This window comes from Pseudomonas sp. 10-1B (assembly GCF_000935045.1).
Lineage (GTDB): Bacteria > Pseudomonadota > Gammaproteobacteria > Pseudomonadales > Pseudomonadaceae > Aquipseudomonas.
The window spans coordinates 78168-103594 of sequence record NZ_JYKS01000024.1 but is presented as its reverse complement, the minus strand read 5'-3'; the positions used below and the strand labels follow the sequence as shown (position 1 = coordinate 103594).

The following is a 25427-nucleotide window of genomic DNA, read 5'->3' as shown; positions in this document are numbered from 1 at the left end:
CTGGCGAGGCCTGTGCAGTACTTGTGGGAGCGGGCAAGCCCGCGAAGAGGCCAGCACAGACCTACATCAATCCCCAAATCAGCGCCGCACCTGTGGGAGCGGGTTTACCCGCGAAGAGGCCAGCAAGGTCAATCGACCAGTTGGGCTTCCTTCAACGCCGCCAACGCCTCCAGCCACCGCGGCTGCTGACGATAATCAGTCCGCGCGAACCCTTGCCCGCGCATACGCGCAATCCGCGGCGACGGCTTGACCTTCATCCGCTGCGCCGCAGTCAGCGCCAGCTCTGCCGCCGCCCGGTCATTGCATACCAGCCCCATGTCACAGCCGGCACTCAACGCCGCTTCGATACGACTGGCCGCATCGCCAACCACATGCGCACCGGCCATCGACAGGTCATCGCTGAAGATCACCCCGTCGAAGCCCAGCTCACCGCGCAGGATGTCCTGCAGCCAACGCCGCGAAAAGCCGGCCGGCTGCTTGTCAACCTGCGGGTAGATGACATGCGCCGGCATCACCGCCGCCAGCTGCCCGCTCAGGCGGCTGAACGGCACCAGGTCGGCCTGGCGCAGCTGCTCGAGGCTACGCTCATCGGTAGGGATGGCCACATGCGAGTCGGCCTCGGCCCAGCCATGCCCCGGGAAGTGCTTGCCGCACGCGGCCATGCCCGCCGCGTTCATACCGCGGATGAACGCCCCGGCCAGTTGCGTGGCACGCAGCGGGTCACCCTCGAAGGCGCGGCTGCCGACCACGGCGCTGCGCTGATGGTCCAGGTCGAGCACCGGGGCAAAGCTGAGGTCCAGGCCAACCGCCAGCACCTCGGTCGCCATCAGCCAGCCGCACTGCTCGGCCAGGTATTCGGCGTTGTCGTTATCGGCCAGCGCACGCATGGCCGGCAGGCGCACGAAGCCCTGGCGCAGGCGCTGCACGCGGCCGCCTTCCTGGTCCACCGCCAGGATCAGGTCGGGACGAATCGCGCGGATGGAGGCGCACAGCTCACGCACCTGGCGCGGGCTGTCGATGTTGCGGGCAAAGATGATCAGGCCAGCCACTTCGGGCTGGCGCAGCAGGTGACGGTCTTCGGCGGTCAGCCATTTACCGGCGATATCCACCATCAGGGAGCCTTGCAGGCTGACGGTCATGGGTAATCCTTCATTGAAGACTGAACAGAAGCGGCGCTAGCTTAGCCCAAGCGCCCCGCCCCGCCCAGCCTTCAGGCTTTGGCCGTGGTAGCGCCGGCGCCGCTTTTGCTGCGCGGGCGCAACTGCGCCGCCGCCATGGCCTCGTCGGTAACGCCGCTGTCAGCGCGCATGCCTGCAGCCAGGAACGGCACCATCAGGCGCATTACCTGCTCGATCGAGGTGTTGATACCGAAATCGGTTTCGGCAATCGCCCTCAGGGCCTTGATGCCAGACATGCTGAAGGCGGCGGCACCAAGCATGAAGTGCACGCGCCAGAACAGCTCCAGTGGAGGGATGCGTGGCGCGGCCTCGTTGACCAGCAGCATGTAGCGGCGGAACACCTTGCCGTACATGTCTTCCAGGTAACGCCGCAGGTGGCCCTGGCTCTGGCTGAAGGCCAGGCCCAGCAGGCGCATGAAGATCGACAGGTCGTTGTTGCTGCGCGGCTGCACGGCCAGGGCCTGCTCTACCAGCATTTCCAGCAGCTCTTCGAGGCTGGGCTTGTGCTCCGGCCTGGCCTGGCGCCGCTCCAGCTCACGCTCGAGGCTGGTGCAGAACGGCCCGAGGAAGCGCGAGAAAACCGCCTGGATCAGCGCCTTCTTGGAGCCGAAGTGATAGTTGACCGCCGCCAGGTTGACCCCGGCCTTGCTGGTAATCAGCCGCAACGAGGTTTCGGCGAACCCCCTTTCCGCGAACAACTGCTCGGCAGCATCGAGAATGCGTTCAACGGTTTCCGATTGGGCCATGACTACTCCGACTACTCCGCCAGACAAACAGGTGTTTGAAACATACGTTTCAGCCCTGCTTCTGTCAAGGCTCGGTGACCGGGCGGTCGCCATTTAAAAGCGCCAGGCGGCCCACTGCAAGTACAGCCCCTGCTGTTTATTACAGGTTTTTTCTTGCAGCGCATCCAGTACTGTATATAATCCCAGTCACTGTACAAAAAGACAGAGCGCTCACCATGTTGAAACTGACGCCACGCCAAGCCGAAATTCTCGCGTTCATCAAGCGCTGCCTGGAAGACAACGGCTTCCCGCCAACGCGCGCCGAGATCGCCCAGGAGCTGGGCTTCAAGTCGCCCAACGCCGCCGAGGAGCACCTCAAGGCCCTCGCCCGCAAGGGGGCGATCGAGATGACCCCGGGCGCCTCCCGTGGCATCCGTATCCCTGGCCTCGAGGCCAAGGCCGAAGAAAGCGGCCTGCCCATCATCGGCCGGGTTGCCGCCGGCGCGCCGATCCTTGCCGAACAGCACATCGAACAATCCTGCAACATCAACCCCGACTTCTTCCACCCCCAGGCCGACTACCTGCTGCGCGTACACGGCATGAGCATGAAGGACGTCGGCATCTTCGACGGCGACCTGCTGGCGGTGCACACCTGCCGCGAAGCCCGCAACGGCCAGATCGTCGTGGCCCGTATCGGTGACGAAGTGACCGTCAAGCGCTTCAAGCGCGAAGGCAGCAAGGTCTGGCTGCTTGCCGAAAACCCCGAATTCGCCCCCATCGAAGTCGACCTGAAAGAACAGGAACTGGTGATCGAGGGCTTGAGCGTCGGCGTCATTCGCCGCTGATCCAGGAGGCGTCATGCAGCAGTTCATTCACGCACCCGAGCAAGTCCAGTTGCCACTGTTCGAAGCATTCCTCGCCCAGCCCGTGCTACCGGGCCTGAAAGCCAGCGAACTGGCGCGCAAGAGCAGCCAGCCCGAGCTGTTCAGCGAACTGTCGCTGCGTGGTGCCCCCGGGCATTGCCACAGCCTGCTGGCACCGGTTTTGCGCGAACTGAGCGAAGAGGACGAAACCCGCTGGCTGACCCTGATCGCCCCGCCATCGAGCCTGACCCAGGCCTGGCTGCGCGATGCCGGGCTCAACCGTGAACGTATCCTGCTGCTGCAACCTCGTGGCAAGCAAAGCCCGCTGCAACTGGCCTGCGAAGCCTTGCGCCTTGGCCGTAGCCATACGGTGGTCAGTTGGCTGGGCAACGTCAATGCCACTGCTCGCCAGCAACTGCTGCGCGCAGCCAGTGCCGGAAACGCACAAAGCCTGAACATCCGCCTCGGCTGATGTTCAGGCTTTGCCTGTCAGTTCAAAAAGCCTGATGCCCTGCTGCACCTTCAGTGCAGCACGCGCGGCCCTTCATCACGCTCGAGCTCGCCATCCATCAGGCGACCGGCCATCTGCACGCCCACACTGAGCATGGCCTTGGCCACTTCCACATGCTGGCCCTGCAGGAACGCCTTGGCGTCTTCCGAGAAATCCAGGGTTACCAGAGAGCCCTCATCCTCGGCGCGACGCAGTTCGATGCGGCCATCAGGCAACTCGACAATTTCCAGAAAAGACGTAGACATAAATGGCAGTTCTCCGCGAAAGGCCAGTATTGTACCAGCCGTAACGGCACTCAGCACTCACTCAACGCGTCGCGGAAACGTCTCACCAAGCCCTTGAGGTTGTTGCGCCAGCTTTCCAGCTCGGCTTGCGACAGCGCAGGATGCTCGGGCTCATCGAGGTTGACGGCCTGGATCAGTGGCTGGGTGACATCGGTTTTCGCGGTTTTCTTCGCGACCGGTGGTCGGAACAAATCGGCATAAGCACCCAGCATTTGCGCCAGCCAGGTTTCCCGCTGGCGAGCCAGTTCCAGCAGTTCGGCCACTTCCGGGATGGCGATGCCGTTCAGGGCGTCGTCGGCCAGTGCCTGCTCGACCGTTGCAACCACAGGCAAACGGTAGAATCCACCGATCTCATGGCACAGGCCCAGCAGCGCGCCATACAGATGGAACAGTGCAGCCTCGCGCTCGGCCTGGACCAGGCCCTGGGCGTTCATGGCCTGGCTTTGCTCGGCCTTGGCCATGGACTCCAGGGCGAGGCCGGCGAAGAACAGTTTCTGGTTGGTGCGGGTGTAGAGTTCCTGGGCCATTTCAGTGCCCTCCCATCAGGCTGCAAGGCGGATAGCTGCATCATAAATGATTGGGGCCGCTTTGCGCCCCTTCGCGGGCTTGCCCGCTCCCACAAGTGCAGCGCCACATTCAAGGACGGCGCGATACCTGTGGGAGCGGGCAAGCCCGCGAAGGGGCGCGAAGCGGCCCCAATTACAGCACTGACAGATCAGCGCTTGTCTTCAACCTTCCACGCACCACCGTCGTAGAAGGCTTTCCAGCCGGTCGGCTTGCCATCGACTTCGGACTGCACGTACTGCTCCTTGGTCTTGCGGCTGTAGCGGATCACCGCCGGGCGGCCGTCCGGGTCTTTCTGCGGCGCATCGCACAGGAAGTGGTACTTCGGATCGATCTCATGCTTATGCGGCACGATCTCCAGCACCAGTGGTGCGCGGGTCTCACGGTTCTTGGGGAACTGGCTGGCGGCCAGGAACAGCCCCGAAGCGCCGTCACGCAGCACGTAGGTATCGTCGACCTTCTCGCACTTGAGCTCCGGCATGTCCACCTTGTCCATCTTCGGTGGCGCCGCCTCGCCGCTCTTGAGCAGCTTGCGGGTGTTCTTGCACGCCGGGTTGGTACAGCCGAAGAACTTGCCGAAACGGCCGGTCTTCAACTGCATCTCGCTGCCGCACTTGTCGCACTCCAGGCTCGGCCCTTCGTAGCCCTTGATGCGGTAGCTACCTTCCTCGATCTCGTAGCCGGCGCAATCCGGGTTGTTACCGCAGATGTGCAGCTTGTGCTTCTCGTCCAGCAGGTAGGCATCCATCGCCGTGGCGCAGATCGGGCAGCGGTGCTTGCCCAGCAGCACGCGCGATTCCGATTCGCCCTCGTCGTCAGCGGCAATCTCGTCGCCCGGCACGAGGTTGACAGTAGCCTTGCAGCGCTCTTTCGGCGGCAGGCTGTAGCCCGAGCAACCGAGGAACACGCCGGTGGAGGCGGTACGGATCATCATCGGCCGGCCACATTCCTTGCACGGAATATTGGTCATGGTCGGCTGGTTGGCGCGCATGCCGTCTTCGCTGGACTCGGCGGTCTGCAGCTTCTTGCTGAAATCGCCGTAGAACTCGTCAAGCACGTTCTTCCAGTCACGCTCGCCCTGGGCCACGTCGTCGAGGTTCTCCTCCATGTCGGCGGTAAAGCCGTAGTCCATCAGGTTGGAGAAGCTTTCCGACAGGCGCTCGGTAACGATATCGCCCATCTTCTCGGAGTAGAAGCGGCGGTTGTGCAAGGTCACATAGCCACGGTCCTGGATGGTCGAGATGATCGCCGCGTAGGTCGACGGGCGGCCGATGCCACGCTTTTCCATCTCCTTGACCAGGCTGGCTTCGGTGAAGCGCGCCGGCGGCTTGGTGAAGTGCTGGCTCGGGTCGATCTGGATCAGCTTCAGCGCTTCGCCCTGGACCATCTCTGGCAGCACGTCGTCTTCGCCAGGCTTGCTCTGCTGCGGCAGCACACGGGTGTAACCGTCGAACTTGAGGATACGGCCCTTGGCACGCAGCTCGAAGTCGCCTGCTGCCACGGTGACGCTGGTGGACAGGTACTGCGCCGGCGGCATCTGGCAGGCCAGGAACTGGCGCCAGATCAGCTCGTACAGGCGTTCGGCGTCACGCTCCATGCCACTGAGCTTGGTCGGGTGGGTATTCACGTCGGAAGGACGAATCGCTTCGTGCGCCTCCTGGGCACCTTCCTTGCTGCCGTACACCAGCGGCGCATCTGGCAGGTACTGCTTGCCGAACTCGCGCTCGATGTAGCTACGCGCCATGTCCAGGGCATCGGCTGACAGGTTGGTCGAGTCGGTACGCATATAGGTGATGTAGCCGGCTTCGTACAAGCGCTGGGCCATCATCATGGTTTTCTTCACGCCGAAGCCCAGGCGGTTACTGGCCGCCTGCTGCAGGGTGGAGGTAATGAACGGTGCCGATGGCTTGCTGCTGGTCGGGCGGTCTTCGCGCTTGACCACGCTATAGCTGGAAGCCTTGAGCTTTTCCAGCGCAGCCATGGCCTGGGCTTCGTTCAGCGGCTTGAACGCCTCACCCTTCTCGCGTGCCACCTCGAAGCGCACCTTGGCGTTCTTGGCAGTACCGAGGTCGGCGTGGATTTCCCAGTATTCTTCCGGGATGAAGGCACGGATTTCGCGCTCGCGCTCCACCACCAGCTTCACCGCCACCGACTGCACCCGGCCGGCCGACAGGCCACGGGCGATCTTGGCCCACAGCAACGGCGAAACCATGTAACCGACCACGCGGTCGAGGAAGCGCCGCGCCTGCTGGGCATTGACCCGGTCGATGTCCAGCTCGCCCGGCTGCGAGAAGGCATCCTGAATGGCCTTCTTGGTAATTTCGTTGAACACCACGCGCTTGTAGCGGGTGTCGTCGCCGCCGATGGCCTCGCGCAGGTGCCAGGCAATGGCTTCCCCTTCGCGGTCCAAGTCGGTTGCGAGGTAGATGGTGTCGGCATCCTTGGCCAGGCGGCGCAGCTCTTCGATCACCTTTTCCTTGCCGGGCAGGATCTCGTACTTGGCCTTCCAGCCCTGGTCGGGGTCGACGCCCATACGCGCCACCAGCTGGCGACGGGCCTTTTCCTTCGGCGAAAGCGCCGGTGCCTCACCCGCAACCTTGCCACGCTTGGCGGCCGGCTCTTTGCTTGCGCTGGCCGAACCGCTGGTGGGGAGGTCTCGGATATGGCCGATACTCGACTTCACCACGTACTGGTTGCCCAGGTACTTGTTGATGGTCTTGGCCTTGGCCGGGGATTCCACAATGACCAGCGATTTGCCCATGGATCGGAGTATTCCTGAATCTGAAGATGAAAAACGCGTCAGGTGCCTAGACGCGGCACCGCTATATATAGTGGCAAAAGTGTGAGGTCAAGTTCGAACGATCACTCGTGCGACTTACCCAGCAACCCGGGCAGCCCCTCTTCGGCCTTGACCAAAGCAAAGCGTGGCACCTGCTCGCCGTCAACCTCGACGGACTCCTGGAACATCGAAAGTGGCCGCACCCAGAAGCTGTAATCACCATACAGGCATTGGTAGAACACCATCCACTCTTCGCTCTCGGAGTGCCGCGCAACACTGAAGACACGGTACTCAGGCCCTTTGTAATGCCGGTATACGCCTGGTTGTATCTGCATGTTGCCCACCCTCTTGAATAAAACCTGAAAAAACAAAACCGGGGCACAAGGCCCCGGTCGCTGTCCCGCTACGCGATCAGACGCGTTCGAAGACAGTGGTGATACCTTGGCCGAGGCCGACGCACATGGTCGCCACCCCGAGGGTACCGCCATTTTGCTTCATGACATTGAGCAGGGTGCCGGAAATACGTGCCCCAGAGCAACCGAATGGGTGGCCCAAGGCAATGGCGCCGCCGTGCAGGTTAACCTTCTCATCCATCTTGTCGAGCACTTTCAAGTCTTTCAGCACTGGCAGGGCCTGTGCAGCGAAGGCTTCGTTGAGCTCGATGAAGTCGATGTCGGCCATGCTCAGGCCGGCACGCTTGAGGGCCTTCTGGGTCGATGGTACCGGGCCGTAGCCCATGATCGCCGGGTCGACACCGGCCACCGCCATCGAGCGGATCACCGCCAATGGCTGGATACCCAGGTCCATGGCACGCTGGCCAGACATGACGATCATGCACGACGCGCCGTCGGTGATCTGCGACGAGGTACCGGCAGTGACGGTGCCACCTTTCGGGTTGAATGCAGGCTTGAGCGACGCCAGGCCTTCGAGGGTGGTTTCCGGGCGAATGGTTTCGTCGAAATCGAACACCTTCAGGAAGCCGTTCTCGTCATAGCCCTGCATCGGGATGATCTCGTCCTTGAACTTGCCTTCGACCGTGGCCTTGTGGGCCAGCTGGTGCGAACGCAAGCCGAACAGGTCCTGCTGCTCACGGGTGATGCCGTGCATCTTGCCGAGCATCTCCGCAGTCAGGCCCATCATCCCGGAAGCCTTGGCGGCATGCAAGGACAGGTGCGGGTTGGGGTCGACGCCGTGCATCATGCTGACGTGGCCCATGTGCTCCACCCCACCGACCACGAACACATCGCCGTTACCGGTCATGATCGCCTGGGCAGCAGTGTGCAGCGCGCTCATCGACGAGCCGCACAGGCGGCTGACGGTCTGCGCCGCGGAAGTGTGTGGGATCTGGGTCATCAGCGAGGCCATACGGGCGATGTTCCAGCCCTGCTCCAGGGTCTGGTTGACGCAGCCCCAGATCACGTCCTCGACTTCTTTCGGGTCGACCTTGTCGTTGCGTTCCAGCAGCTTGCTGATCAGGTGCGCCGACATGTCTTCGGCGCGGGTATTGCGGTGCATGCCACCCTTGGAGCGGCCCATTGGCGTGCGACCGAAGTCGACAATCACCACGTCTCTTGGATTCAGGCTCATATCAAATCTCTCGCTCTAGCTCGTTGGCCGCTCAGTTGAAGAAGCGCTGGCCGTTCTTGGCCATTTCACGCAGCTTCGCGGTCGGGTGGTACAGCGGCCCCAGGTCGGCGTACCGATCGGCCAGGGCAACGAATTCGGCCACACCGATCGAGTCGATGTAGCGCAGCGCACCACCGCGGAAGGGAGGGAAGCCAATGCCGTAGACCAGGCCCATGTCGGCTTCGGCGGCGGTTTCGACGATGCCGTCTTCCAGGCAGCGCACGGTCTCCAGGCACAGCGGGACCATCATCCAGTTGATGATGTCTTCGTCGGTGACTTCACGCTGCTCGAAGACGATCGGCTTGAGCACGTCGAGCACACTGGCGTCGGCGACCTTCTTCGGCTTGCCGCGCTTGTCGGTCTCGTAGGCGTAGAAGCCCTTGCCGTTCTTCTGGCCCAGGCGGTTGGCCTCGTACAGCGCGTCGACGGCCGAGCGGCGCTCGTCCTTCATGCGGCCCGGGAAGCCTTCGGCCATGACGTCGCGGCCGTGGTGGCCGGTGTCGATGCCGACCACGTCCATCAGGTAGGCCGGGCCCATCGGCCAGCCGAACTTTTCCATGACCTTGTCGATGCGCACGAAGTCGACGCCAGCGCTGACCAGCTTGGCGAAACCGCCGAAGTACGGGAACAGCACGCGGTTGACCAAAAAGCCCGGGCAGTCGTTGACCACGATCGGGTTCTTGCCCATTTTCTTGGCGTAGGCCACGGTGGTGGCGACTGCCACGTCACTGGACTTCTCGCCACGGATCACTTCCACCAGCGGCATCATGTGCACCGGGTTGAAGAAGTGCATGCCGACGAAGTTTTCCGGGCGCCTGAGCGTCTTGGCCAGCAGGTTGATGGAGATGGTCGAGGTGTTGGAGGCGAGGATCGCATCATCCTTCACCTGGCCTTCCACTTCGGCCAGCACGGCCTGCTTCACTTTCGGGTTCTCGACCACCGCTTCGACCACGATGTCGACATTGGCGAAATCGCCATAGGACAGGGTCGGGCGAATGGCATTGAGTGCCTCGGCCATCTTGGCCGGGGTCAGGCGGCCTTTCTCGACGCGGTTGCCGAGCAGCTTGGAGGCCTCGTTCAGGCCCAGCTGGATGGCTTCCTCGCGAATGTCCTTCATCAGGATCGGGGTGCCCTTGACTGCCGACTGGTAGGCGATGCCGCCACCCATGATGCCGGCGCCGAGCACGGCCGCCTGCTTCACATCGTGGGCGATCTCGTCATGGGCCTTGGCCTTGCGCTTGAGCTCCTGGTCGTTCAGGAACAGGCCGATCAGGCTCGCGGCGACCGAGGTCTTGGCCAGCTTGGCAAAGCCTGCGGCCTCGACTTCCAGGGCCTTGTCACGGCCGAAGTTGGCGGCCTTCTGGATGCTTTTGATGGCTTCGACCGGGGCCGGGTAGTTCGGGCCGGCCTGGCCGGCAACGAAGCCTTTGGCGGTCTCGAAGGCCATCATCTGCTCGATGGCATTGAGCTTGAGCTTTTCCAGCTTCGGCTGGCGCTTGGCCTTGTAGTCCAGCTCGCCACTGATCGCGCGCTTGATCAGGTCCAGGGCACCGGCCTGCAACAGCTCAGGGGCGACCACGGCATCGACGGCGCCGACTTTCAGGGCGTCTTCTGCACGGTTTTCCTTGCCGGCGGCGATCCACTCGATGGCGTTGTCCGAGCCGATCAGGCGCGGCAGGCGCACGGTACCGCCAAAGCCCGGGTAGATACCCAGTTTGACTTCCGGCAGGCCAATCTTGGCGCTGCTGGACATGACCCGGTAGTCGGCAGCCAGGCACATCTCCAGGCCGCCGCCCAGGGCGATGCCGTTGATGGCAGCGACGGTCGGCACTTCGAGGTCTTCGAAGGCATTGAAAATGCGGTTGGCTTCCAGGTTGCCGGCGACCAGTTCGGCCTCGGGCAGCTTGAAGTTGTCGACGAACTCGGTGATGTCGGCGCCGACGATGAACACGTCCTTGCCACTGCTGACGATCACGCCCTTGACCGAGGCGTCGGCCTGGATGGCTTCGACGGCCTGGCGCAGCTCGTTCAGGGTCAGGCGGTTGAACTTGTTGACGGACTCACCCTTGAGGTCGAACTTGAGCTCGACGATGCCACTTTCAAGAGCCTTAACCGTGATGGCTTTACCTTCGTAAATCATCAACTGATCTCCACGATATGGAAGCTGAACTGTACACGCCGATCGCTGCAGCAAAAGCAGGCCTAGCTGCCCTGCCCCAGGCACACCCGTCAGCGCGCTAGTCGGAAGTATGGCTTGGCGTCATGACATACAAACGCTCAATTCATACGCCCGTTTGATTTGGGTGTGCACACATTCTCCGAAAAGATCGGCGTTGTCAAATGCTCACGAGCACAGCCGAAACGCGACTTTCCGGTCATTTTGTATCGTCCTGGTACAAAATATGATGACGGTGATCGCTGGCCATTCATGTCAGCGATTGACCACAAACATTTGCCCAGTGCTGCAACTTTCGCCTTGCGCGGCAACCTTGGGCGACTACACTGGCACTTGCTTGAATGAATACCCGGCCTGCCTGGCCTTTCTGCGCAGCAGAACGCAAAGCGGCGACTTGGCACCCCACCCCTTCAGGGGATCGGCCAAGCCGCCGCTTTGTCGTTATGTGCTATTGAATTCAACTCGTTCCCTGTGGGAGCGGGCGTGCCCGCGAAACTGGCAACTCGGTGTGTGGCACCGGCTTTGCCGGTGTTCGCGGGCGTGCCCGCTCCCACAGGGATCGGTGTCAGCTCATGAATCAGCTGTCAGGCCAAGGTTTCGAGGACGTAGGCAACATCCTGCAATACAGCCGTATCGCCCCGCTCGGTCCAGTACAAGGCAATCATCCGCGCATCGGCTTCGACCTTGTACACACTCGCCGGCAAGCGCGCCAAGGCCTCCATGAAGCGCGGGTCTTCGCAGGGTTCGCGCCACTGGTTCCACCACACCCCCGGGCTGATCTGCCAGAAGCTGAAGCTGTCTTCATGCCCGCGGCGGCGGGCCCGGTGGTATTGCGGGCAAGGGCTTGGCGGCTCCTTCTCCAGCCAGTGCGGCCACTGCTGCGGCGCCAGTTGCATGGCCAGGCCCATGCGCCGCGCCTCCAGGCGCAGCTTCATCTGCTCGCTCTGCTTGCGCGAGGTGCGCAGCCAGGAAAGCGGGCTGAGAATCAGCGCAAGGATTGACACCACCAGCAATACCGTCATATCAGTAGTTCCCATAAAACGTTGCAAATGAGCTGGTTAGCCATTTTTCACGGAAGACCCGCTCGAAAGCGACCATACTTCTTCTATCGCGATTGTCAGGAGTACCGCTCATGTCCTACGAACATCTTCTGGTCGCCGTCGACCTGACCGAAGAATGCGACCCGGTGATCAAACGCGCCATGGCGCTGGCCGCCCCATCGAATGCCAAGGTTTCGCTGGTGCATATCGTCGAGCCGATGGCCATGGCCTTTGGCGGCGACGTGCCTATGGACCTGTCGCAGCTGCAACAGCAGCAGTTCGACCAGGCCAAGGAGCGCATGGAGCGCCTGTTCAACAAATACCCTGACATCAACCGCGGCGACTCGCACCTGACCTATGGCCAGCCGCGCCAGGAAATCCATCAGCTGGCCAAGGACCAGCAGTGCGACCTGATCGTGGTCGGTAGCCATGGCCGTCATGGCCTGGCATTGCTGCTGGGCTCCACGGCCAATGACGTGCTGCATGGCGCGCCTTGTGATGTGCTGGCGGTGCGCTTGCAGAAGAAGGAATGATTCAGCCTGGGCCGGCCCTATCGCCGGCAAGCCAGCTCCCACAGGGACACCACAAGGTTTGAAATCCATGGTGCCTCTGTGGGAGCTGGCTTGCCGGCGATAGGGCCGGATCAGGCTAACAACTATCAGCCTTCCAGCTCAGCCCAGCGCTCCACCAGCGCATCCAGTTCGCCCTGCAGCTTCTCGATCCTGGCCAGCACTGCCGAGGTTTCCGCGATCGGCCGCTGATAGAAGCCCGCCGCATTCACTTCTTCCTGGGCCTCGGCCATACGCTGCTCCAACTCGTCGATCTGCCCTGGCAGCATCTCCAGCTCTCGTTGCAGCTTGTAGCTGAGCTTCTTCTTCGAAGGTTCTTCCGCTACCGGCGCAGCAGCAGCTGCAGGCTTGGCCTCGGCCTTCTCCACCACCGCGCTGTTGAGCTCGGACTTGCCGCCCTTGCTTTCGGTCACGCCCAGCAGCTTCGGCGAGCCACCCTGGCGAATCCAATCCTCGTAACCACCCACGTACTCACGCACCTTGCCCTCGCCTTCGAACACCAGGGTGCTGGTGACGACGTTGTCGAGGAAGGCCCGGTCGTGGCTGACCATCAGCACGGTGCCCTTGTAGTTGGACAGCACTTCCTCGAGCAGCTCGAGGGTTTCCACGTCCAGGTCGTTGGTCGGTTCGTCGAGCACCAGCAGGTTGGCCGGCTTGCTGAACAGCTTGGCCAGCAACAGGCGTGCACGTTCACCACCCGACAGCGCCTTGACCGGCGTGCGGGCACGCTGGGGGCTGAACAGGAAGTCGCCCAGGTAGCTCAGCACATGGCGGTTCTGGCCGTCGATCTCGATGAAATCGCGGCCTTCGGCCAGGTTGTCGATAACGGTCTTTTCCAGGTCGAGCTGGTGGCGCATCTGGTCGAAGTAGGCCACTTCCAGCTTGGTGCCGCGCTCGACCTTGCCTGCGGTCGGCTCCAGGTCACCGAGCATCAGCTTGAGCAAGGTGGTCTTGCCGGTACCGTTGGCGCCCAGCAGGCCGATACGGTCCTCACGCTGCAGGACCATGGAGAAGTCCTTGACCAGCATCGGCCCGTCAGCATGATGGAAACTGACGTTTTCCAGCACCATCACCTGCTTGCCGGACTTTTCCGCCGCCTCGATCTGGATGTTGGCCTTGCCCTGCCGTTCACGGCGCTCGCCACGCTCCACGCGCAAGGCTTTCAGTGCACGTACGCGGCCTTCGTTGCGGGTACGGCGGGCCTTGATGCCCTGGCGAATCCACACTTCTTCCTGGGCCAGGCGCTTGTCGAACAGCGCATTGGCGGTTTCTTCGGCGGCCAGGGCGGCCTCCTTGTGCACCAGGAAGCTGGCGTAATCACCGTTCCAGTCGATCAGGCCGCCGCGGTCCAGCTCGAGGATGCGAGTGGCCAGGTTCTGCAGGAAGGAACGGTCGTGGGTGATGAACAGCACCGCGCCGTTGAAGCCACGCAGGGCCTCTTCGAGCCAGGCGATGGCGCCGATGTCCAGGTGGTTGGTCGGCTCGTCGAGCAGCAGCAGGTCGGGCTCCGACACCAGCGCCTGGGCCAGCAGCACACGGCGACGCCAACCGCCGGACAGCTCGGCCAGGGTCTTGTCGGCCGGCAACTGCAGGCGGCTGAGGGTGCTTTCCACCACCTGCTGCAGGCGCCAGCCGTCACGGGCCTCCAGCTCGTGCTGGACGTGCATGAGTTTTTCCAGGTCTTCATCGCCCTGGATGTTCAGGCTCAGGTGGTGGAACTGCGCCAGCAACTCGCCAACGCCATCCAGGCCGGCAGCCACCACGTCGAACACCGTGCGCTCGTCAGCCACCGGCAGCTCCTGCGGCAGCTCGCCGATCTTCAGGCCCGGGGCACGCCAGATTTCGCCATCATCGCCCTTCTGCTCGCCCTTGACCAGGCGCAGCATGCTCGACTTGCCGGTGCCGTTGCGGCCGATGATGCACACCCGCTCGCCACGAGCGATCTGCCAGGACACTTTGTCCAGCAGCGGCATGGCGCCGAATGCGAGGGACACATCGCTGAATTTGAGCAGGGTCATGTTGGTCTCCATAAATCGGGCGCGCATTCTACCTGACTTGGCCCCTGACGGCATCCGCCTGACCATCCGAGCAAGGCTTTGCGACATCTGGTCAAACTTAATATCCCGATACAAGCGCAGTGCTTTCACCCGCTACCGGCAAACGGCTAAGCTAAGGCTATAGCTTCCAACAGTGCTGGCTCCGCCGTCACTTCCCCATGGTTCAACTGCCCGGACGTATCATGCGCAGCCGCCTGTTACATATTGCATCCTGCCTGCTGCTCACCGCCGCCACCTGCGCGGCGCAGGCCAGCAACCTCACCCTGCAACGCCAGTACTACGACGAGGCCAAGCGCGCGCTGGCCAAGGGCGACAAAGGCCCATACCTGCGCTATGCCCAGGCCCTGAGCGACTACCCGCTGACGCCCTACCTGGCCTACGACGAGCTCACCACCCGCCTGAAAAGCGCCAGCAACCAGGAAATCGAAGGTTTTCTCGCCAAGCATGGCGACCTGCCCCAGTCCAACTGGATGAAACTGCGCTGGCTGCGCTGGCTGGCCGAGCGCGGCGAATGGAACACCTTCGTCAAGTACTACGACCCCAAGCTCAACTTCACCGAGCTGGACTGCCTCAACGGCCAATACCAGCTCAGCCACGGCCTGCGCGCCGAGGGCTACGCCACGGCCGACAAACTGTGGAACGTCGGCAAGTCGCAGCCTGCGGCGTGTGATGCCCTGTTCGGCATGTGGGCGGCCGAAGGCCAGCTGACCGAGGCCAAGCGCTGGCAACGCACCAAGCTGGCGGCCGAGGCGCGCAACTACGGCCTGGCCAACAACCTGGTCAAGACGCTGACCACCCTCGGCCCGCAGGGGCGCCTGTTGGTCGCCGTGGCACAGAAGCCCGAGCTGCTCAACCAGCCGTCGCGCTTCACCCCGGTCAACGAGGCCATGTCCGATGTGGTCAGCCTGGGCCTGCGCCGCCTGGCCCGGCAGAACCCGGAGCGGGCCATGGCGCTGCTCGACGACTACGCCCAGCGCATGCACTTTTCACGCGACGAGAAGGTCGCCATCGCCCGCGAAATCGGCCTGACCCTGGCACGCCGCTACGACCCGCGCGCGCTCGACCTCATGACCCGCTACGACCCCGAACTGCGCGACAACACCGTCAGCGAGTGGCGCCTGCGCCTGCTGCTGCGCCTGGGCCGCTGGGAAGACGCCTACGAACTGACCCGCCGCCTGCCCCAGGACCTGGCCAGCAGCAGCCGCTGGAAGTACTGGCAGGCACGCAGCCTGGAGCTGGCACAGCCGAACAACCCGCAGATCCCGCTGCTGTACAAGACCGTGGCGCGTGAGCGTGACTTCTATGGCTTCCTCGCCGCCGACCGGGCACAGACGCCGTACCAGTTGAACAACAAACCGCTGGTGCTGAGCCCGCAGTTGGTCAGCAAGGTGCGCAATACCCCGGGCATCCAGCGCGCCCTGGAGTTCCACGCCCGCGGCCAGATTGTCGAGGGCCGCCGCGAGTGGTACCACGTCAGCCGCCACTTCAACCGCGACGAAATGGTCGCCCAGGCGCGCCTGGGCTATGACCTGCGCTGGTACTTCCCGGCCATCCGCACCATCAGCCAGGCGAAGTACTGGGACGACCTGGACATCCGCTTCCCGATGGCCCATCGCGATACCTTGGTGCGCGAGGCCAAAGTTCGCGGCCTGCATTCGAGCTGGGTATTCGCCATCACCCGCCAGGAAAGTGCATTCATGGAGGATGCACGCTCCCCGGTGGGTGCCAGCGGCCTGATGCAGCTGATGCCGGCCACGGCCAAGGAGACCGCGCGCAAGTTCAGCATCCCGCTGGCGTCACCGGCGCAGGTGTTCAACCCGGACAAGAACATCCAGCTGGGCGCAGCCTACCTCAGCCAGGTGCATAGCCAGTTCAACGGCAACCGGGTGCTCGCTTCCGCGGCCTACAACGCCGGGCCCGGACGGGTACGGCAGTGGCTGAAAGGCGCCAAGCACCTGAGCTTCGATGTGTGGGTGGAGTCGATCCCGTTCGACGAAACGCGCCAGTATGTGCAGAACGTGCTGTCGTATTCGGTGATCTACGGACAAAAGCTGAACTCGCCGCAGCCGCTGGTGGACTGGCATGAGCGGTATTTCGATGACATGTAATATTTGTTGAGCCTGTGCTGGCCTCTTCGCGGGTAAACCCGCTCCTACAACAATTTGCAAACCCTTGTAGGAGCGGGTTTACCCGCGAAGAGGCCAGCACAGGCAACACAGCTATTCCAGAACCTCCACTTCCATTCCCACCTCCAGCCACCCACAACCATCCACCGCCAGGTTCTGCCCGAACAGCACATCCCCCTCCTTCTCGCGAAAGCTCTTCAGTGTGGCCATCGGCTCGCGGTCGGCACTGCGTTCCCCGGTTGCCGGATCGATAGTGGTGAAGATGCACCGCACACTGGGCTTGAGCACGCGAAATTCCAGGCTGCCGATACGAATCCGCTTCCAGCCATCCTCGGCAAACGGCTCCGCGCCCTGTACCACCAGGTTGGGCCGAAAGCGCAGCATCTCCATCGGCCGGCCAATACGCCGATTGAGCTCATCCAGCGAGCCCTGGCCAATCAGCAACAAGGGGAAACCATCCGGGAACGCTGCCCGGTCACTGTTGAAGCCATAGCCATTGGGCAGGTAACGCGCACGCTGTTCCGGGCAGTGCACCAGGCGCACGGCCTTGCCCAGCAACGCGCTAAGCCAGGCCGCCGCGGCATCGCCAGCGTCCGGTACGCGCAAGGTATCGCGCCAGATGGTCACCCCACGCAGGGCGTCATCGGCAGGCGGCACCGGCACAGCCAACGGCGCCAGCCCAGGGGCCAGCAGCAGCAACTGGCCGCTGTCGTCATCGCGTGCCTCGATCTGGCCAAGTTGTGGCCAGGCACGCTGGGTCAGGAAGCGTCCGTTTTCCTCCTCGACCACCATCCAGCGCCGGTCACCCTGCAACCCCAACAAACCCACAGTGGATGCCTGCAGGCTTTGCGCCTGCGCTGACTTCACCGGGTATCGATACAGCTCACTGAGAAACATCCCTGCCGCCTCGCGTCATGGCAAATGCCAAGCTTATACCTGGCAGGGCCCGGTATCACGCAGTGGCGGCATCCAGCAGCAGGCGTTGCTTGACCACATCGACCAGACGATCAGGCTGGAACTTGGACAGGAAGTTGTCACAGCCTACCTTCTTGACCATGGATTCGTTGAAGCTGCCCGACAGCGAGGTATGCAGCACCACGTAAAGCCGCCGCAGACGGGCATCGCTGCGAATCTCGGTGGTCAGCCGGTAGCCGTCCATTTCCGGCATCTCGGCGTCGGTGAACACCATCAGCAGCTTCTCGCACACATCCTCGCCAGCGTCGGCCCAGCCCTTGAGCATGCGCAGTGCCTTCAAACCATCACTGGCCACGTGCAGCTTCATGCCCAACTGGGACAGGGTGTCACGCAACTGCGCCAGGGCCACGCTGGAGTCGTCCACCAGCAGCACCTCGCGACCGCGGGCCCGGGCCAGCACCGGGTCGGCAAGTTTTTCGCCGGAAACCCGGGCGTTATAGGGCACGATCTCGGCCAGTACCTTCTCTACGTCGATCACCTCCACCAGCTTGTCATCGACCTTGGTGATGGCGGTCAGGTAGTGTTGCCGCCCGGCGCTGGAAGGCGGCGGCATGATTGCCTCCCAGTTCATGTTGACGATGCGGTCGACCCCGCCCACCAGGAAGGCCTGCACCGAGCGGTTGTATTCGGTGACAATGATGGTGCTGTCCGGCCCCGGCTGCAGGGGGCGCATGCCGATCGCCTGGGACAGGTCGATCACCGGCAGGGTCTGGCCGCGCAGGTTGACCACCCCGCAGACAAAGGCGTGGCGCTGGGGCATCAGGGTCAGCTTGGGCAGTTGCAACACTTCCTGCACCTTGAACACATTGATCGCGAACAGCTGGCGGCCGCCCAGGCGAAACATGAGAATTTCCAGGCGGTTCTCACCCACCAGTTGCGTGCGTTGGTCTACCGTGTCGAGAATGCCAGCCATTGGAAAACCCCCAGGCTTGAGTCGAAAAAAGTGAAGTCATCCACCCTGTATCGGCGGCTTCACGCACACCTTGACCCTTGCGGGAAAATGCCGCGCAGACAATTGATATCACTTTAACATCATGTTTTACTGCGGGCACTCTGGATCAAAACAGCGAGGCAGAAAAAGTTCCTCACCTTAGCGCCGCATCAGGGAAACCCTTAGAGACAATCGGGTACAACCTGATGTTCGCGATATCCTTTAGCCATTAATGTGACGCCATTCTCATTGCATGAATGGAGTCAGGCTTTTGCTAGCTATCGTATCGGCGTGCCCGTCCCCTGCGCCACGCGCCGGGGGTTCATGATGGACAGCGCCTTATCGTTCAATGACGCCCTGCAGGGCTTCCTGCTGGATGCCCAGGTGTTGCTGACCCAGGCCCAGGAGTGCCTGCAGCACCTGGAACTGATCGACAACGACCCAGATGCCTGCCACTGCCTGGACCACACCCTCGACAGCCTCGCCCAGCAGGCCACGCGCCTGGGCCTGCGCGAAGTCGCCCACTACAGCACTGCCCTGCAGCAGTTGCTCGCACCGGCCTGCGACGGTGGTTGCCTGCAGCGCGAGGCCTTGCCCGCGATAGGGGCCTGCCTGACACTGCTGGCCTGGCAGCTGGAGTTGGTCGATACCCGTACCGGGCGGCTGAACCTGGACATCGGCGAGCAATTGGTGCTGCTGGGTGAGCTCGCCAAGGTCGTGCAGCAACCCTTCGCGCAAACCTGCACGTCCTGCGACGAGCAAGGTAGCGTATGCATCCACCCGCATAGCGAAGCGTTAGCCGGCACGCGCCCCGGCCGCTCATATCCAACGCATTAAGCCGAGGAAAAGTGCAACTAAGCACGTATATACAAGCCCCACCAAGGTCGAACTTGGGAAGTTCTCCAAGTTCACACGGGCCAAGTTGAATCATTGCCGCGCAAGTTACACGGCAAGTGCGTGTTGCGCGATCAATGGGTGGCACTCTGCTACCCCGAACCGCCCCACAGCCAGGCGTTTCAAGGCGTTACCCAGCCGCGACCGATGCACTGCGAAGTGGTAATATGCGCCCCCATAAACGCTTGCAACCTAGAGAAAGGTTGAAAGATCACGTGCTCGTACAAACATCGAAAGTACTGCGCCAAAGCCTCTGACAAGCATTGTGCAAGGCCTCCATCAGCAATACTTCAGTGGCTTCCCTACCTATGCTCCCACGCTTGAAGACTCTTTTGCGTTGCTGCTCCCGCGCTGACCTGCTGCGTTGGGTGACAGTTGGGCTGTGCGTGGCCTCCCTGGTCGCCAACCTGTCGCTGTACCTGGCCGACCGGGCGGTCCCGACCAGCCTGCTGGTGCTGCAGTTGGCCGCCACACTGGGCGTTGCCCTGCATCTGGGCCTGGGCGCCAGGTCGATCAGCCTGCGCCCGGCAGAACTGGCCGAGCGCATGCTCAAGGTGCAGGAAGACGAGCGCCAGCACCTGGGCCGGGAACTGCACGACGACATCGGCCAAATGCTCACCGCCGCCAAGCTGCAGTTGCAGTGGTTGCAACGGCGCATGCCCGACGAGCTGCAAGGTCACTGCGACGCCCTGCGCAGCACGCTGGACGACACCCTGGGCAACGTGCGCGATGTGTCCACCCTGCTCAACCCACGGCAGCTGGCCAGCCTTGGCCTCGAAGCCAGCCTGCGTGAGCATCTGGTGCGCACCCTTGCCAGCAGCGGCGTGCACTGGAGCCTGGCGTGCAACCAGCGCCTGGGCGGTATCGACGATGCCGTGGCCATGGCGGTGTTCCGCATTACCCAGGAGGCCGTGACCAACATGCTGCGCCACGCCCAGGCACGCAATCTGGTCATTCGCCTGCAGCGCACCCCGGAGGGGCTGGCATTGTCGATCCACGATGATGGCCGCGGCTTCGTCCCCGCCAGGCACCCGGCCGAGGCTGGCCAGCGCGGCCTGGCCGGCATGCAGGAGCGGGTAACCGCCTTGCAGGGCACCCTCGACATCACCAGCCAGCTCGGCCTGGGCACCTGCATCGAGGCGGTGTTCCCGTGGCCACCGCGCGCCCAGCAACGTGCCAGGAGTACTACCACCCATGACCTGTAGGCTGCTGCTGGTAGACGACCACTCGCTGATTCGCGCCGGGGTGCGCGCACTGGTCTGCGACATCCCCGGCTATTGCGTGATCGGCGAAGCCGATGACGGCAGCCAACTGCTCGAACAGGTGCGCACACTGGCACCGGACATCATCTTGCTGGACATCTCCATGCGCTCGACCAGCGGCCTGGATGCACTCACCCAACTGCGCGCCAGCGGCAGCACCTGCAAGGTGCTGATCCTGTCGATGCACACCGACCCGGACCTTATCATGCGGGCCCTGGAAAGCAGCGCCCATGGCTACCTGCTCAAGGACACCAGCGCCACCGAACTGGAACAGGCCTTGGGTGCGGTGCGCAACGGCGAGCGCTACCTCAGCCCGGCCATCGCCCACACGGTCATCAACCAGGCGCTGCGGCACACCAAGCAGGACAAGCAAGCTGGTAGCGAGCGACACAACCTCACTGCGCGGCAACTGGAAATCCTGCGCCTGATCGTGCGCGGCAAGTCGACCCGGGAAATCGCCACGGGCCTGGGCCTGTCGATCAAGACCGTGGAAACCCATCGCTCGCAAATCATGAAACGCCTGCAAATCCATGACGTGGCTGGCCTTGTGCTGTTCGCCGTGCGCGAGAAAATCATCAGCCTGGACGACTGAGCAATGGCGACCCTGCCGGCAGATGCAGGCGCAGTGCGGCGGGCCTGGCCTGGAAGCGCAGGTTGTCGGCCTGCAACGGCTCGCCATCGAGGTTGATGTCCAGCCCCTGCGAGCACTTGATCTCGACCCAGGGCAACCTGGCCCGGATGAACAGGCCGTCACCGGCCAACAACTCACGCAGGGCCCCTACCACCTCTTGCGGTGCTGGCAGGATGGCGATGTCGAGCAAGCCGTCGTTCACCACGGCCTCGGGGCACAATACCTGCCCGCCCCCGGCCTGGCGGCCATTGCCGATACCCAGCGCCAGCAAGTCCCCCTGCCAGTGGAAATCCGGCCCCTGCAGCTCCACCGAGGCCGCCTGCAGTTCGCTGAAGCGCGACAGCCCGGTGAACAGGTAGGCCGCGCCACCCAGCACTTTCTTCAGGTCTTCGGAGGTATTGGCGGTGACCTGGCTGCCAAACCCACCCGTGGCCATGTTGAGGAACAAGTGGTCGCCGGCCTGGCCCAGGTCAATCGCCTGCGCCGGTGCGTCCAACAGCGCCAGCGCCGCGGCAGGCTCCAGGGGCACGCCGGCAGCCTTGGCGAAATCATTGGCCGTGCCCAGCGGCAACAATGCCAGGCTGGCCTGGGCGCCCGCCAGCCCCATGGCTTCAGCGACATCGCGCAAAGTGCCATCCCCACCGCCAGCGACAATGTGGGTGTAGCCGCCAGCCAGCGCTTCGCCCACCAGTCGCTGGGCATCGCCTGCCTCCCAGGTTACCCGCACATCCAGCGGCCAGCCGCTGTCGCGCAGGCCATGTACGGCAGTGCGCAATTCGCCATTCATCGCCTGCTTGCCGTGCAGGATCAGCATTACCTTGCGCCCTTGCATCGCGCTTCTCCGTGAAGTGGACCAACCCAGATCTCGACCGTTTGCACTTACGAATCGTTGCATGCCCCGCAAAAAATAGCCGACTGACGCTCCTACAGTAGATCGCGTTGGCCGGTCATTTTTCCCACGCTCGAGAATGCGCGGCTATGCTCAGCAAATACCCTCTTTGCCAAGGACGCGCCCCCGGCAGTGGCTCACCACCTGCCGACAACGGGCGCGTCCTGTCATCTGCAGCATTCAGCGAGGATTCCGGGTCATGCGCATTCTCTGGACTCTGCCTTATCTACCCTGGCCGACCACCAGCGGCAGCAAGACCCGGCAATACCACCTGATCCGCGCACTGGCACAGCGGGGTCACCGGATTACCCTGCTAGTACAATCGAAAATCCCCCTCAGCGATGCGGCACGCGATACCCTGGAACCACTGCTCGAACGCCTGATCGTGCTGCCCCGGCGGCCACTGCACAGCCCAATGAACCTGCTGGCTGCGCCGATCATCGACTACCCCATGCGGGCAATCATCAATGGCCTGTCCCCTTGCCTGCGGCACTGCTTCGAGCAGTTGCTGGACGAGCCCTGGGATGTGATCCAGATCGAGCACAGCTACAGCTTTCAACCGTTCGAAAAAGCCCTGCAGACGCGCGGGCTACCCTACATGCTCAGCGAGCATACCCTCGAGTCGGTAATGGGCGGCGCCTGCCACGACCGCCTGCCCCTGTGGTTGCGCCCACTCAACGCCTTCGACCGCTGGCGCTACCGGCGCTGGGAACAGCGAGTGCTGCGCCAGCCCACCGAACTGGTGGCGGTCAGCGCCCACGATGCCGAGCTGATCGCGCAGATCAACGGGCGCCCGGTTAACGTGGTGGTGAATGGCGTGGATTGTGATTTCTACCAGCACGTGCAACCTGCACTGCACAGCCAGCGCCTGTTGTTCGTCGGCAACTTCGAGTATGGCGCCAACCTGGAGGCCATCGAGTGGGCGCTGGAAGAAATCATGCCGCAGGTGTGGATGAGCAACCCGGCGGTGCGCCTGGCGATTGCCGGGCATGCCATGCCGGCCAGCTGGAAGCTGCACTGGAACGATCCACGCATCGAATGGCTCGGCTACCGCCCCGATCTGCGCGAACTACAACGGCGTTCGGCACTGTTCTTCGCACCGCTGCGCTATGCCGGTGGCTCCAAGGTGAAAATCCTCGAAGCGATGGCCGCCGGCCTGCCGGTGATCACCACCGGCAAAGGCGTATCAGGCCTGGCGGCAAACAACGGCGAGCACTACCTGGGCAGTGATGACGGCGACCAACTGGCCCTGCTGATCACTCAGTTGCTCAACCAACCCTGGCGCATGAGCCAGCTGAGTGATGCCGGGCGCCGCTTCGCCCGCCAGCGTCATGACTGGAGCATGGCCGCGCAGCAATTGGAGCATGTACACATGCGCCTGGCCCAGGCGGCGGGGGCCGAAGCAGCGCCGCTGGCCAGTGCCTGGCTGGGCCGCTCAGCCAAGTAGCTCGCTGAAGGGAATGAATGGCACGCTGTCGCCCGGCTTCGGCGTGCTGCCTTCCCGTACTTCCACCAGCCCTTCGGCCCAGGCCGCGCTGCGCAGCACGCCAGAGCTCTGGTTCTTGTAGATGCGCACCTGGCCTTGCTCGATGCGCGCGCGCAGGTACTCGCGCCGCGTGCCAGGCTTGGGCCAGTCGAACCCTGCCGGCATGTCGAAACGCAGTGGTATGACATCGACCACGCCCTGGCGCCGCAACAGGTAGGGCCGGGTCAGCAAGCCAAAGGTGACCAAGGTCGAGGCCGGATTGCCCGGCAGGCCGATCACCGGTACCCCCTGGAAGTGGCCGAAGGTCAACGGCTTGCCTGGCTTGATCGCCAGTTTCCACAAGGCCAGCTCGCCGGCTTCGCGCAGGGCGGCACCGAGGTAGTCGGCTTCGCCCACCGAAACCCCGCCGGTGGACAGAATCAGGTCGACATCGCCCAGCTCGGCCAGGCAGGCGCGGGTGCGTGCCAGGTCGTCCGGCAGGATGCCCGCATCGACCACCTCGCAGCCCAGCCGCTGCAACCAGCTGACCAGCAGCCGGCGGTTGCTGTTGTAGATCTGCCCTGGCCCCAGTGGCAGGCCGGGCTCGACCAGTTCGTCGCCAGTGGATAGCACGGCCACCCGGACCTTGCGTATCACGTCCAGACGGCCATACCCCAGGGTCGCCGCCAGGCCCAGCTCGATCGGCCCAAGGCGCGTGCCAGCGCACATCACCTGCTCACCCTTGCGGGTTTCCTGGCCCTGGGGGCGGATGTTCTGCTCGGTTTTCAACGCTTCGAGAAAGCGTACCCGGCCATCGTCCAGCACTTCGGTGTTTTCCTGCATCTCGACGCAATCGGCACCTTCGGGCACCGGCGCCCCGGTGAAAATGCGCGCACAGGTACCCGCTTGCAGCGGTTGTGGCGCATGGCCGGCGAAAATCCGCTGGCTGACCGCCAGTGGCTCGCCCTGCCAGTCGGCCAGGCGCAGGGCATAACCGTCCATGGCACTGTTCGGCCAAGGGGGCAGGTCGAGCGTGGCGACCAGGTCGGTTGCCAGCACACGGCCTTCGGCCTCGGCCAGCGACAGGTTCTCGATGTCCCGGATCGGCGCCGCCTCGGCCAACGCCAGCAACCGTTCCAGGGCTTGTTCCACCGGCATCAGTGGCCGGGCCTGGCTGACCTCAGCCACGGCTATCACAGGCCGCTGCCTGCTTCAGGTGCGGCACAAAATTGCACGGCCGATGGCGCGCATCGAGCTGTTCGGCGAGGATACCGTCCCAGCCGGTGCGCACCGCATTGGTCGAACCCGGCAGGCAGCACACCAGGGTACCGTTGGCCAGCCCGGCCAGGGCACGCGACTGCACGGTGGAGGTGCCGATATCGGCCACGGAAATCTGCCGGAACAACTCACCAAACCCCTCCACCTGCTTGTCCAGCAGACAGGCCACGGCCTCGGGCGTGCTGTCGCGGCCGGTAAAACCGGTGCCGCCGGTAATCAGCACCACCTGCACGCTGTCATCGGCAATCCAGGTGGCGACCTGGGCGCGGATCTTGTACAGGTCGTCCTTCAGCAGCACGCGCTGAGCCAGGCGGTGGCCGGCTGCGCTCAGACGGTCGACGAACAGCTGGCCGGAGGTGTCGGTATCGAAAGTGCGGGTGTCGCTAACCGTGAGCACGGCGATATTCAGCGGCACGAAAGGGGTATCTGCCTTGGCTTTCATGGGGTCCGTCACAAGAAGATGGGATGGTCGCAGTTATAACACAACGCGTGCCCTGCACAGCGTCGTGCCCATGGCCCTTGCCCTCGATCAATGCCCTGGTTTTGCCGCTATGCTGCACTGTAGAAGGAACTTGCGTGGACGCCCTGCGTCTTAACTGTCATC

The 25427-nt window shown here is 63.3% G+C and carries 23 protein-coding genes; 8 read left to right on the top strand and 15 right to left on the bottom strand.

The genetic code is table 11. The features are described from left to right. Positions 1-128 precede the first annotated feature (128 nt). Together nagZ and TZ03_RS15320 are read right to left on the bottom strand one after the other, a co-directional pair. The gene (gene nagZ, locus TZ03_RS15325; RefSeq protein WP_177328474.1) at positions 129-1127 is read right to left on the bottom strand and encodes a beta-N-acetylhexosaminidase; all 999 of its coding nucleotides are present in this window, start codon (positions 1125-1127) and stop codon (positions 129-131) included. Positions 1128-1210: 83 nt separating this feature from the next. After that, entirely contained in the window at positions 1211-1924 is a 714-nt protein-coding gene (locus TZ03_RS15320; RefSeq protein ID WP_051098848.1) for a TetR/AcrR family transcriptional regulator, read from the bottom strand. Between the two features lie 215 nt (positions 1925-2139). Here TZ03_RS15320 and lexA point away from each other — a divergent pair, with 215 nt between their 5' ends. Both lexA and sulA read left to right on the top strand, forming a co-directional pair. Then, positions 2140-2748, top strand: coding sequence for a transcriptional repressor LexA (lexA, locus tag TZ03_RS15315; RefSeq protein ID WP_004376420.1), 609 nt, complete (start codon positions 2140-2142; stop codon positions 2746-2748). A gap of 13 nt (positions 2749-2761) precedes the next feature. Then, positions 2762-3238: an SOS-induced cell division inhibitor SulA gene (sulA, locus tag TZ03_RS15310; RefSeq protein ID WP_051098847.1), complete on the top strand. Its 477-nt coding sequence runs from the start codon at positions 2762-2764 to the stop codon at positions 3236-3238. A gap of 50 nt (positions 3239-3288) precedes the next feature. Here sulA and TZ03_RS15305 read toward each other — a convergent pair whose 3' ends face one another. The 7 genes from TZ03_RS15305 to TZ03_RS15275 all read right to left on the bottom strand — a co-directional run bounded on the left by TZ03_RS15305 (position 3289) and on the right by TZ03_RS15275 (position 11728). Beyond that, positions 3289-3522: a hypothetical protein gene (locus TZ03_RS15305; protein WP_004376430.1), complete on the bottom strand. Its 234-nt coding sequence runs from the start codon at positions 3520-3522 to the stop codon at positions 3289-3291. A 50-nt stretch (positions 3523-3572) separates the two neighbouring features. Then, on the bottom strand, positions 3573-4088 hold the full coding sequence (locus TZ03_RS15300) for a DUF6586 family protein (RefSeq protein WP_051098846.1): 516 nt from the start codon (positions 4086-4088) through the stop codon (positions 3573-3575). Between the two features lie 188 nt (positions 4089-4276). Beyond that, positions 4277-6886 (bottom strand): type I DNA topoisomerase, encoded by a 2610-nt coding sequence (gene topA / locus TZ03_RS15295; protein ID WP_051098845.1) that lies wholly within the window; start codon positions 6884-6886, stop codon positions 4277-4279. 101 nt (positions 6887-6987) lie between these two features. Continuing rightward, positions 6988-7239 (bottom strand): DUF1653 domain-containing protein, encoded by a 252-nt coding sequence (locus tag TZ03_RS15290; protein WP_023661154.1) that lies wholly within the window; start codon positions 7237-7239, stop codon positions 6988-6990. A gap of 76 nt (positions 7240-7315) precedes the next feature. Then, entirely contained in the window at positions 7316-8491 is a 1176-nt protein-coding gene (gene fadA / locus TZ03_RS15285) for an acetyl-CoA C-acyltransferase FadA (protein WP_051098844.1), read from the bottom strand. A 31-nt stretch (positions 8492-8522) separates the two neighbouring features. Then, positions 8523-10670, bottom strand: coding sequence for a fatty acid oxidation complex subunit alpha FadB (gene fadB / locus TZ03_RS15280; RefSeq protein ID WP_051098843.1), 2148 nt, complete (start codon positions 10668-10670; stop codon positions 8523-8525). Positions 10671-11290: 620 nt separating this feature from the next. Continuing rightward, positions 11291-11728 (bottom strand): hypothetical protein, encoded by a 438-nt coding sequence (locus TZ03_RS15275; RefSeq protein WP_051098842.1) that lies wholly within the window; start codon positions 11726-11728, stop codon positions 11291-11293. Positions 11729-11838: 110 nt separating this feature from the next. Between TZ03_RS15275 and TZ03_RS15270 the strand changes: the two genes are divergently transcribed. Continuing rightward, complete coding sequence (locus tag TZ03_RS15270) at positions 11839-12279, top strand: universal stress protein (RefSeq protein WP_051098841.1); 441 nt, start codon at positions 11839-11841, stop codon at positions 12277-12279. Between the two features lie 125 nt (positions 12280-12404). On the opposite strand, the gene TZ03_RS15265 is transcribed toward TZ03_RS15270, so the two are convergent. Further along, positions 12405-14333, bottom strand: coding sequence for an ATP-binding cassette domain-containing protein (locus tag TZ03_RS15265; RefSeq protein WP_051098840.1), 1929 nt, complete (start codon positions 14331-14333; stop codon positions 12405-12407). 221 nt (positions 14334-14554) lie between these two features. Here TZ03_RS15265 and TZ03_RS15260 point away from each other — a divergent pair, with 221 nt between their 5' ends. Beyond that, positions 14555-16480 carry a transglycosylase SLT domain-containing protein gene (locus tag TZ03_RS15260; protein WP_051098839.1) on the top strand — a complete coding sequence of 642 codons (1926 nt, stop codon included), beginning with the start codon at positions 14555-14557 and terminating at the stop codon, positions 16478-16480. Between the two features lie 111 nt (positions 16481-16591). Here TZ03_RS15260 and TZ03_RS15255 read toward each other — a convergent pair whose 3' ends face one another. Beyond that, positions 16592-17395, bottom strand: coding sequence for an MOSC domain-containing protein (locus TZ03_RS15255; RefSeq protein WP_051098838.1), 804 nt, complete (start codon positions 17393-17395; stop codon positions 16592-16594). 55 nt (positions 17396-17450) lie between these two features. Continuing rightward, positions 17451-18386 carry a chemotaxis protein CheV gene (locus tag TZ03_RS15250; RefSeq protein ID WP_051098837.1) on the bottom strand — a complete coding sequence of 312 codons (936 nt, stop codon included), beginning with the start codon at positions 18384-18386 and terminating at the stop codon, positions 17451-17453. A gap of 345 nt (positions 18387-18731) precedes the next feature. Between TZ03_RS15250 and TZ03_RS15245 the strand changes: the two genes are divergently transcribed. The 3 genes from TZ03_RS15245 (at position 18732) to TZ03_RS15235 (ending at position 21152) form a co-directional block, all read left to right on the top strand. After that, positions 18732-19241 (top strand): hypothetical protein, encoded by a 510-nt coding sequence (locus TZ03_RS15245; RefSeq protein WP_051098887.1) that lies wholly within the window; start codon positions 18732-18734, stop codon positions 19239-19241. A 365-nt stretch (positions 19242-19606) separates the two neighbouring features. After that, a complete protein-coding gene (locus TZ03_RS15240; RefSeq protein ID WP_051098836.1) occupies positions 19607-20503 on the top strand; it encodes a sensor histidine kinase in 897 nt (298 codons plus the stop codon). Continuing rightward, positions 20493-21152: a response regulator gene (locus TZ03_RS15235; RefSeq protein ID WP_051098835.1), complete on the top strand. Its 660-nt coding sequence runs from the start codon at positions 20493-20495 to the stop codon at positions 21150-21152. The genes TZ03_RS15240 and TZ03_RS15235 overlap by 11 nt, the downstream gene beginning before the upstream one ends. Here the strand turns inward: TZ03_RS15235 and yegS are convergent. After that, positions 21136-22023: a lipid kinase YegS gene (yegS, locus tag TZ03_RS15230; protein ID WP_051098834.1), complete on the bottom strand. Its 888-nt coding sequence runs from the start codon at positions 22021-22023 to the stop codon at positions 21136-21138. The genes TZ03_RS15235 and yegS overlap by 17 nt on opposite strands. A 256-nt stretch (positions 22024-22279) precedes the next feature. On the opposite strand from yegS, the gene TZ03_RS15225 reads away from it, so the two are divergent. Continuing rightward, the gene (locus TZ03_RS15225; RefSeq protein ID WP_051098833.1) at positions 22280-23527 is read left to right on the top strand and encodes a glycosyltransferase family 4 protein; all 1248 of its coding nucleotides are present in this window, start codon (positions 22280-22282) and stop codon (positions 23525-23527) included. Here the strand turns inward: TZ03_RS15225 and glp are convergent. Beyond that, complete coding sequence (gene glp / locus TZ03_RS15220; RefSeq protein WP_051098832.1) at positions 23516-24742, bottom strand: gephyrin-like molybdotransferase Glp; 1227 nt, start codon at positions 24740-24742, stop codon at positions 23516-23518. The two genes, TZ03_RS15225 and glp, sit on opposite strands and share 12 nt — an antisense overlap. Next, positions 24726-25265 carry a molybdenum cofactor biosynthesis protein B gene (gene moaB / locus TZ03_RS15215; RefSeq protein WP_051098831.1) on the bottom strand — a complete coding sequence of 180 codons (540 nt, stop codon included), beginning with the start codon at positions 25263-25265 and terminating at the stop codon, positions 24726-24728. Before moaB ends, glp begins: the two co-directional genes overlap by 17 nt. Positions 25266-25427: the final 162 nt, after the last annotated feature.

Excerpts from the sequence above, each read along its gene's own strand:
- TZ03_RS15225 (WP_051098833.1), top strand. The coding sequence starts at position 22,280 with ATGCGCATTCTCTGGACTCTGCCTTATCTACCCTGGCCGACCACCAGC.
- TZ03_RS15320 (WP_051098848.1), bottom strand. The coding sequence starts at position 1,924 with ATGGCCCAATCGGAAACCGTTGAACGCATTCTCGATGCTGCCGAGCAG.
- TZ03_RS15270 (WP_051098841.1), top strand. The coding sequence starts at position 11,839 with ATGTCCTACGAACATCTTCTGGTCGCCGTCGACCTGACCGAAGAATGC.
- moaB (WP_051098831.1), bottom strand. The coding sequence starts at position 25,265 with ATGAAAGCCAAGGCAGATACCCCTTTCGTGCCGCTGAATATCGCCGTG.
- TZ03_RS15305 (WP_004376430.1), bottom strand. The coding sequence starts at position 3,522 with ATGTCTACGTCTTTTCTGGAAATTGTCGAGTTGCCTGATGGCCGCATC.
- TZ03_RS15290 (WP_023661154.1), bottom strand. The coding sequence starts at position 7,239 with ATGCAGATACAACCAGGCGTATACCGGCATTACAAAGGGCCTGAGTAC.
- fadA (WP_051098844.1), bottom strand. The coding sequence starts at position 8,491 with ATGAGCCTGAATCCAAGAGACGTGGTGATTGTCGACTTCGGTCGCACG.
- yegS (WP_051098834.1), bottom strand. The coding sequence starts at position 22,023 with ATGCAAGGGCGCAAGGTAATGCTGATCCTGCACGGCAAGCAGGCGATG.
- TZ03_RS15240 (WP_051098836.1), top strand. The coding sequence starts at position 19,607 with ATGCTCCCACGCTTGAAGACTCTTTTGCGTTGCTGCTCCCGCGCTGAC.
- TZ03_RS15245 (WP_051098887.1), top strand. The coding sequence starts at position 18,732 with ATGGACAGCGCCTTATCGTTCAATGACGCCCTGCAGGGCTTCCTGCTG.
- fadB (WP_051098843.1), bottom strand. The coding sequence starts at position 10,670 with ATGATTTACGAAGGTAAAGCCATCACGGTTAAGGCTCTTGAAAGTGGC.
- TZ03_RS15300 (WP_051098846.1), bottom strand. The coding sequence starts at position 4,088 with ATGGCCCAGGAACTCTACACCCGCACCAACCAGAAACTGTTCTTCGCC.
- sulA (WP_051098847.1), top strand. The coding sequence starts at position 2,762 with ATGCAGCAGTTCATTCACGCACCCGAGCAAGTCCAGTTGCCACTGTTC.
- TZ03_RS15275 (WP_051098842.1), bottom strand. The coding sequence starts at position 11,728 with ATGACGGTATTGCTGGTGGTGTCAATCCTTGCGCTGATTCTCAGCCCG.
- TZ03_RS15250 (WP_051098837.1), bottom strand. The coding sequence starts at position 18,386 with ATGGCTGGCATTCTCGACACGGTAGACCAACGCACGCAACTGGTGGGT.
- TZ03_RS15235 (WP_051098835.1), top strand. The coding sequence starts at position 20,493 with ATGACCTGTAGGCTGCTGCTGGTAGACGACCACTCGCTGATTCGCGCC.
- TZ03_RS15255 (WP_051098838.1), bottom strand. The coding sequence starts at position 17,395 with ATGTTTCTCAGTGAGCTGTATCGATACCCGGTGAAGTCAGCGCAGGCG.
- TZ03_RS15265 (WP_051098840.1), bottom strand. The coding sequence starts at position 14,333 with ATGACCCTGCTCAAATTCAGCGATGTGTCCCTCGCATTCGGCGCCATG.
- TZ03_RS15260 (WP_051098839.1), top strand. The coding sequence starts at position 14,555 with ATGCGCAGCCGCCTGTTACATATTGCATCCTGCCTGCTGCTCACCGCC.
- topA (WP_051098845.1), bottom strand. The coding sequence starts at position 6,886 with ATGGGCAAATCGCTGGTCATTGTGGAATCCCCGGCCAAGGCCAAGACC.
- lexA (WP_004376420.1), top strand. The coding sequence starts at position 2,140 with ATGTTGAAACTGACGCCACGCCAAGCCGAAATTCTCGCGTTCATCAAG.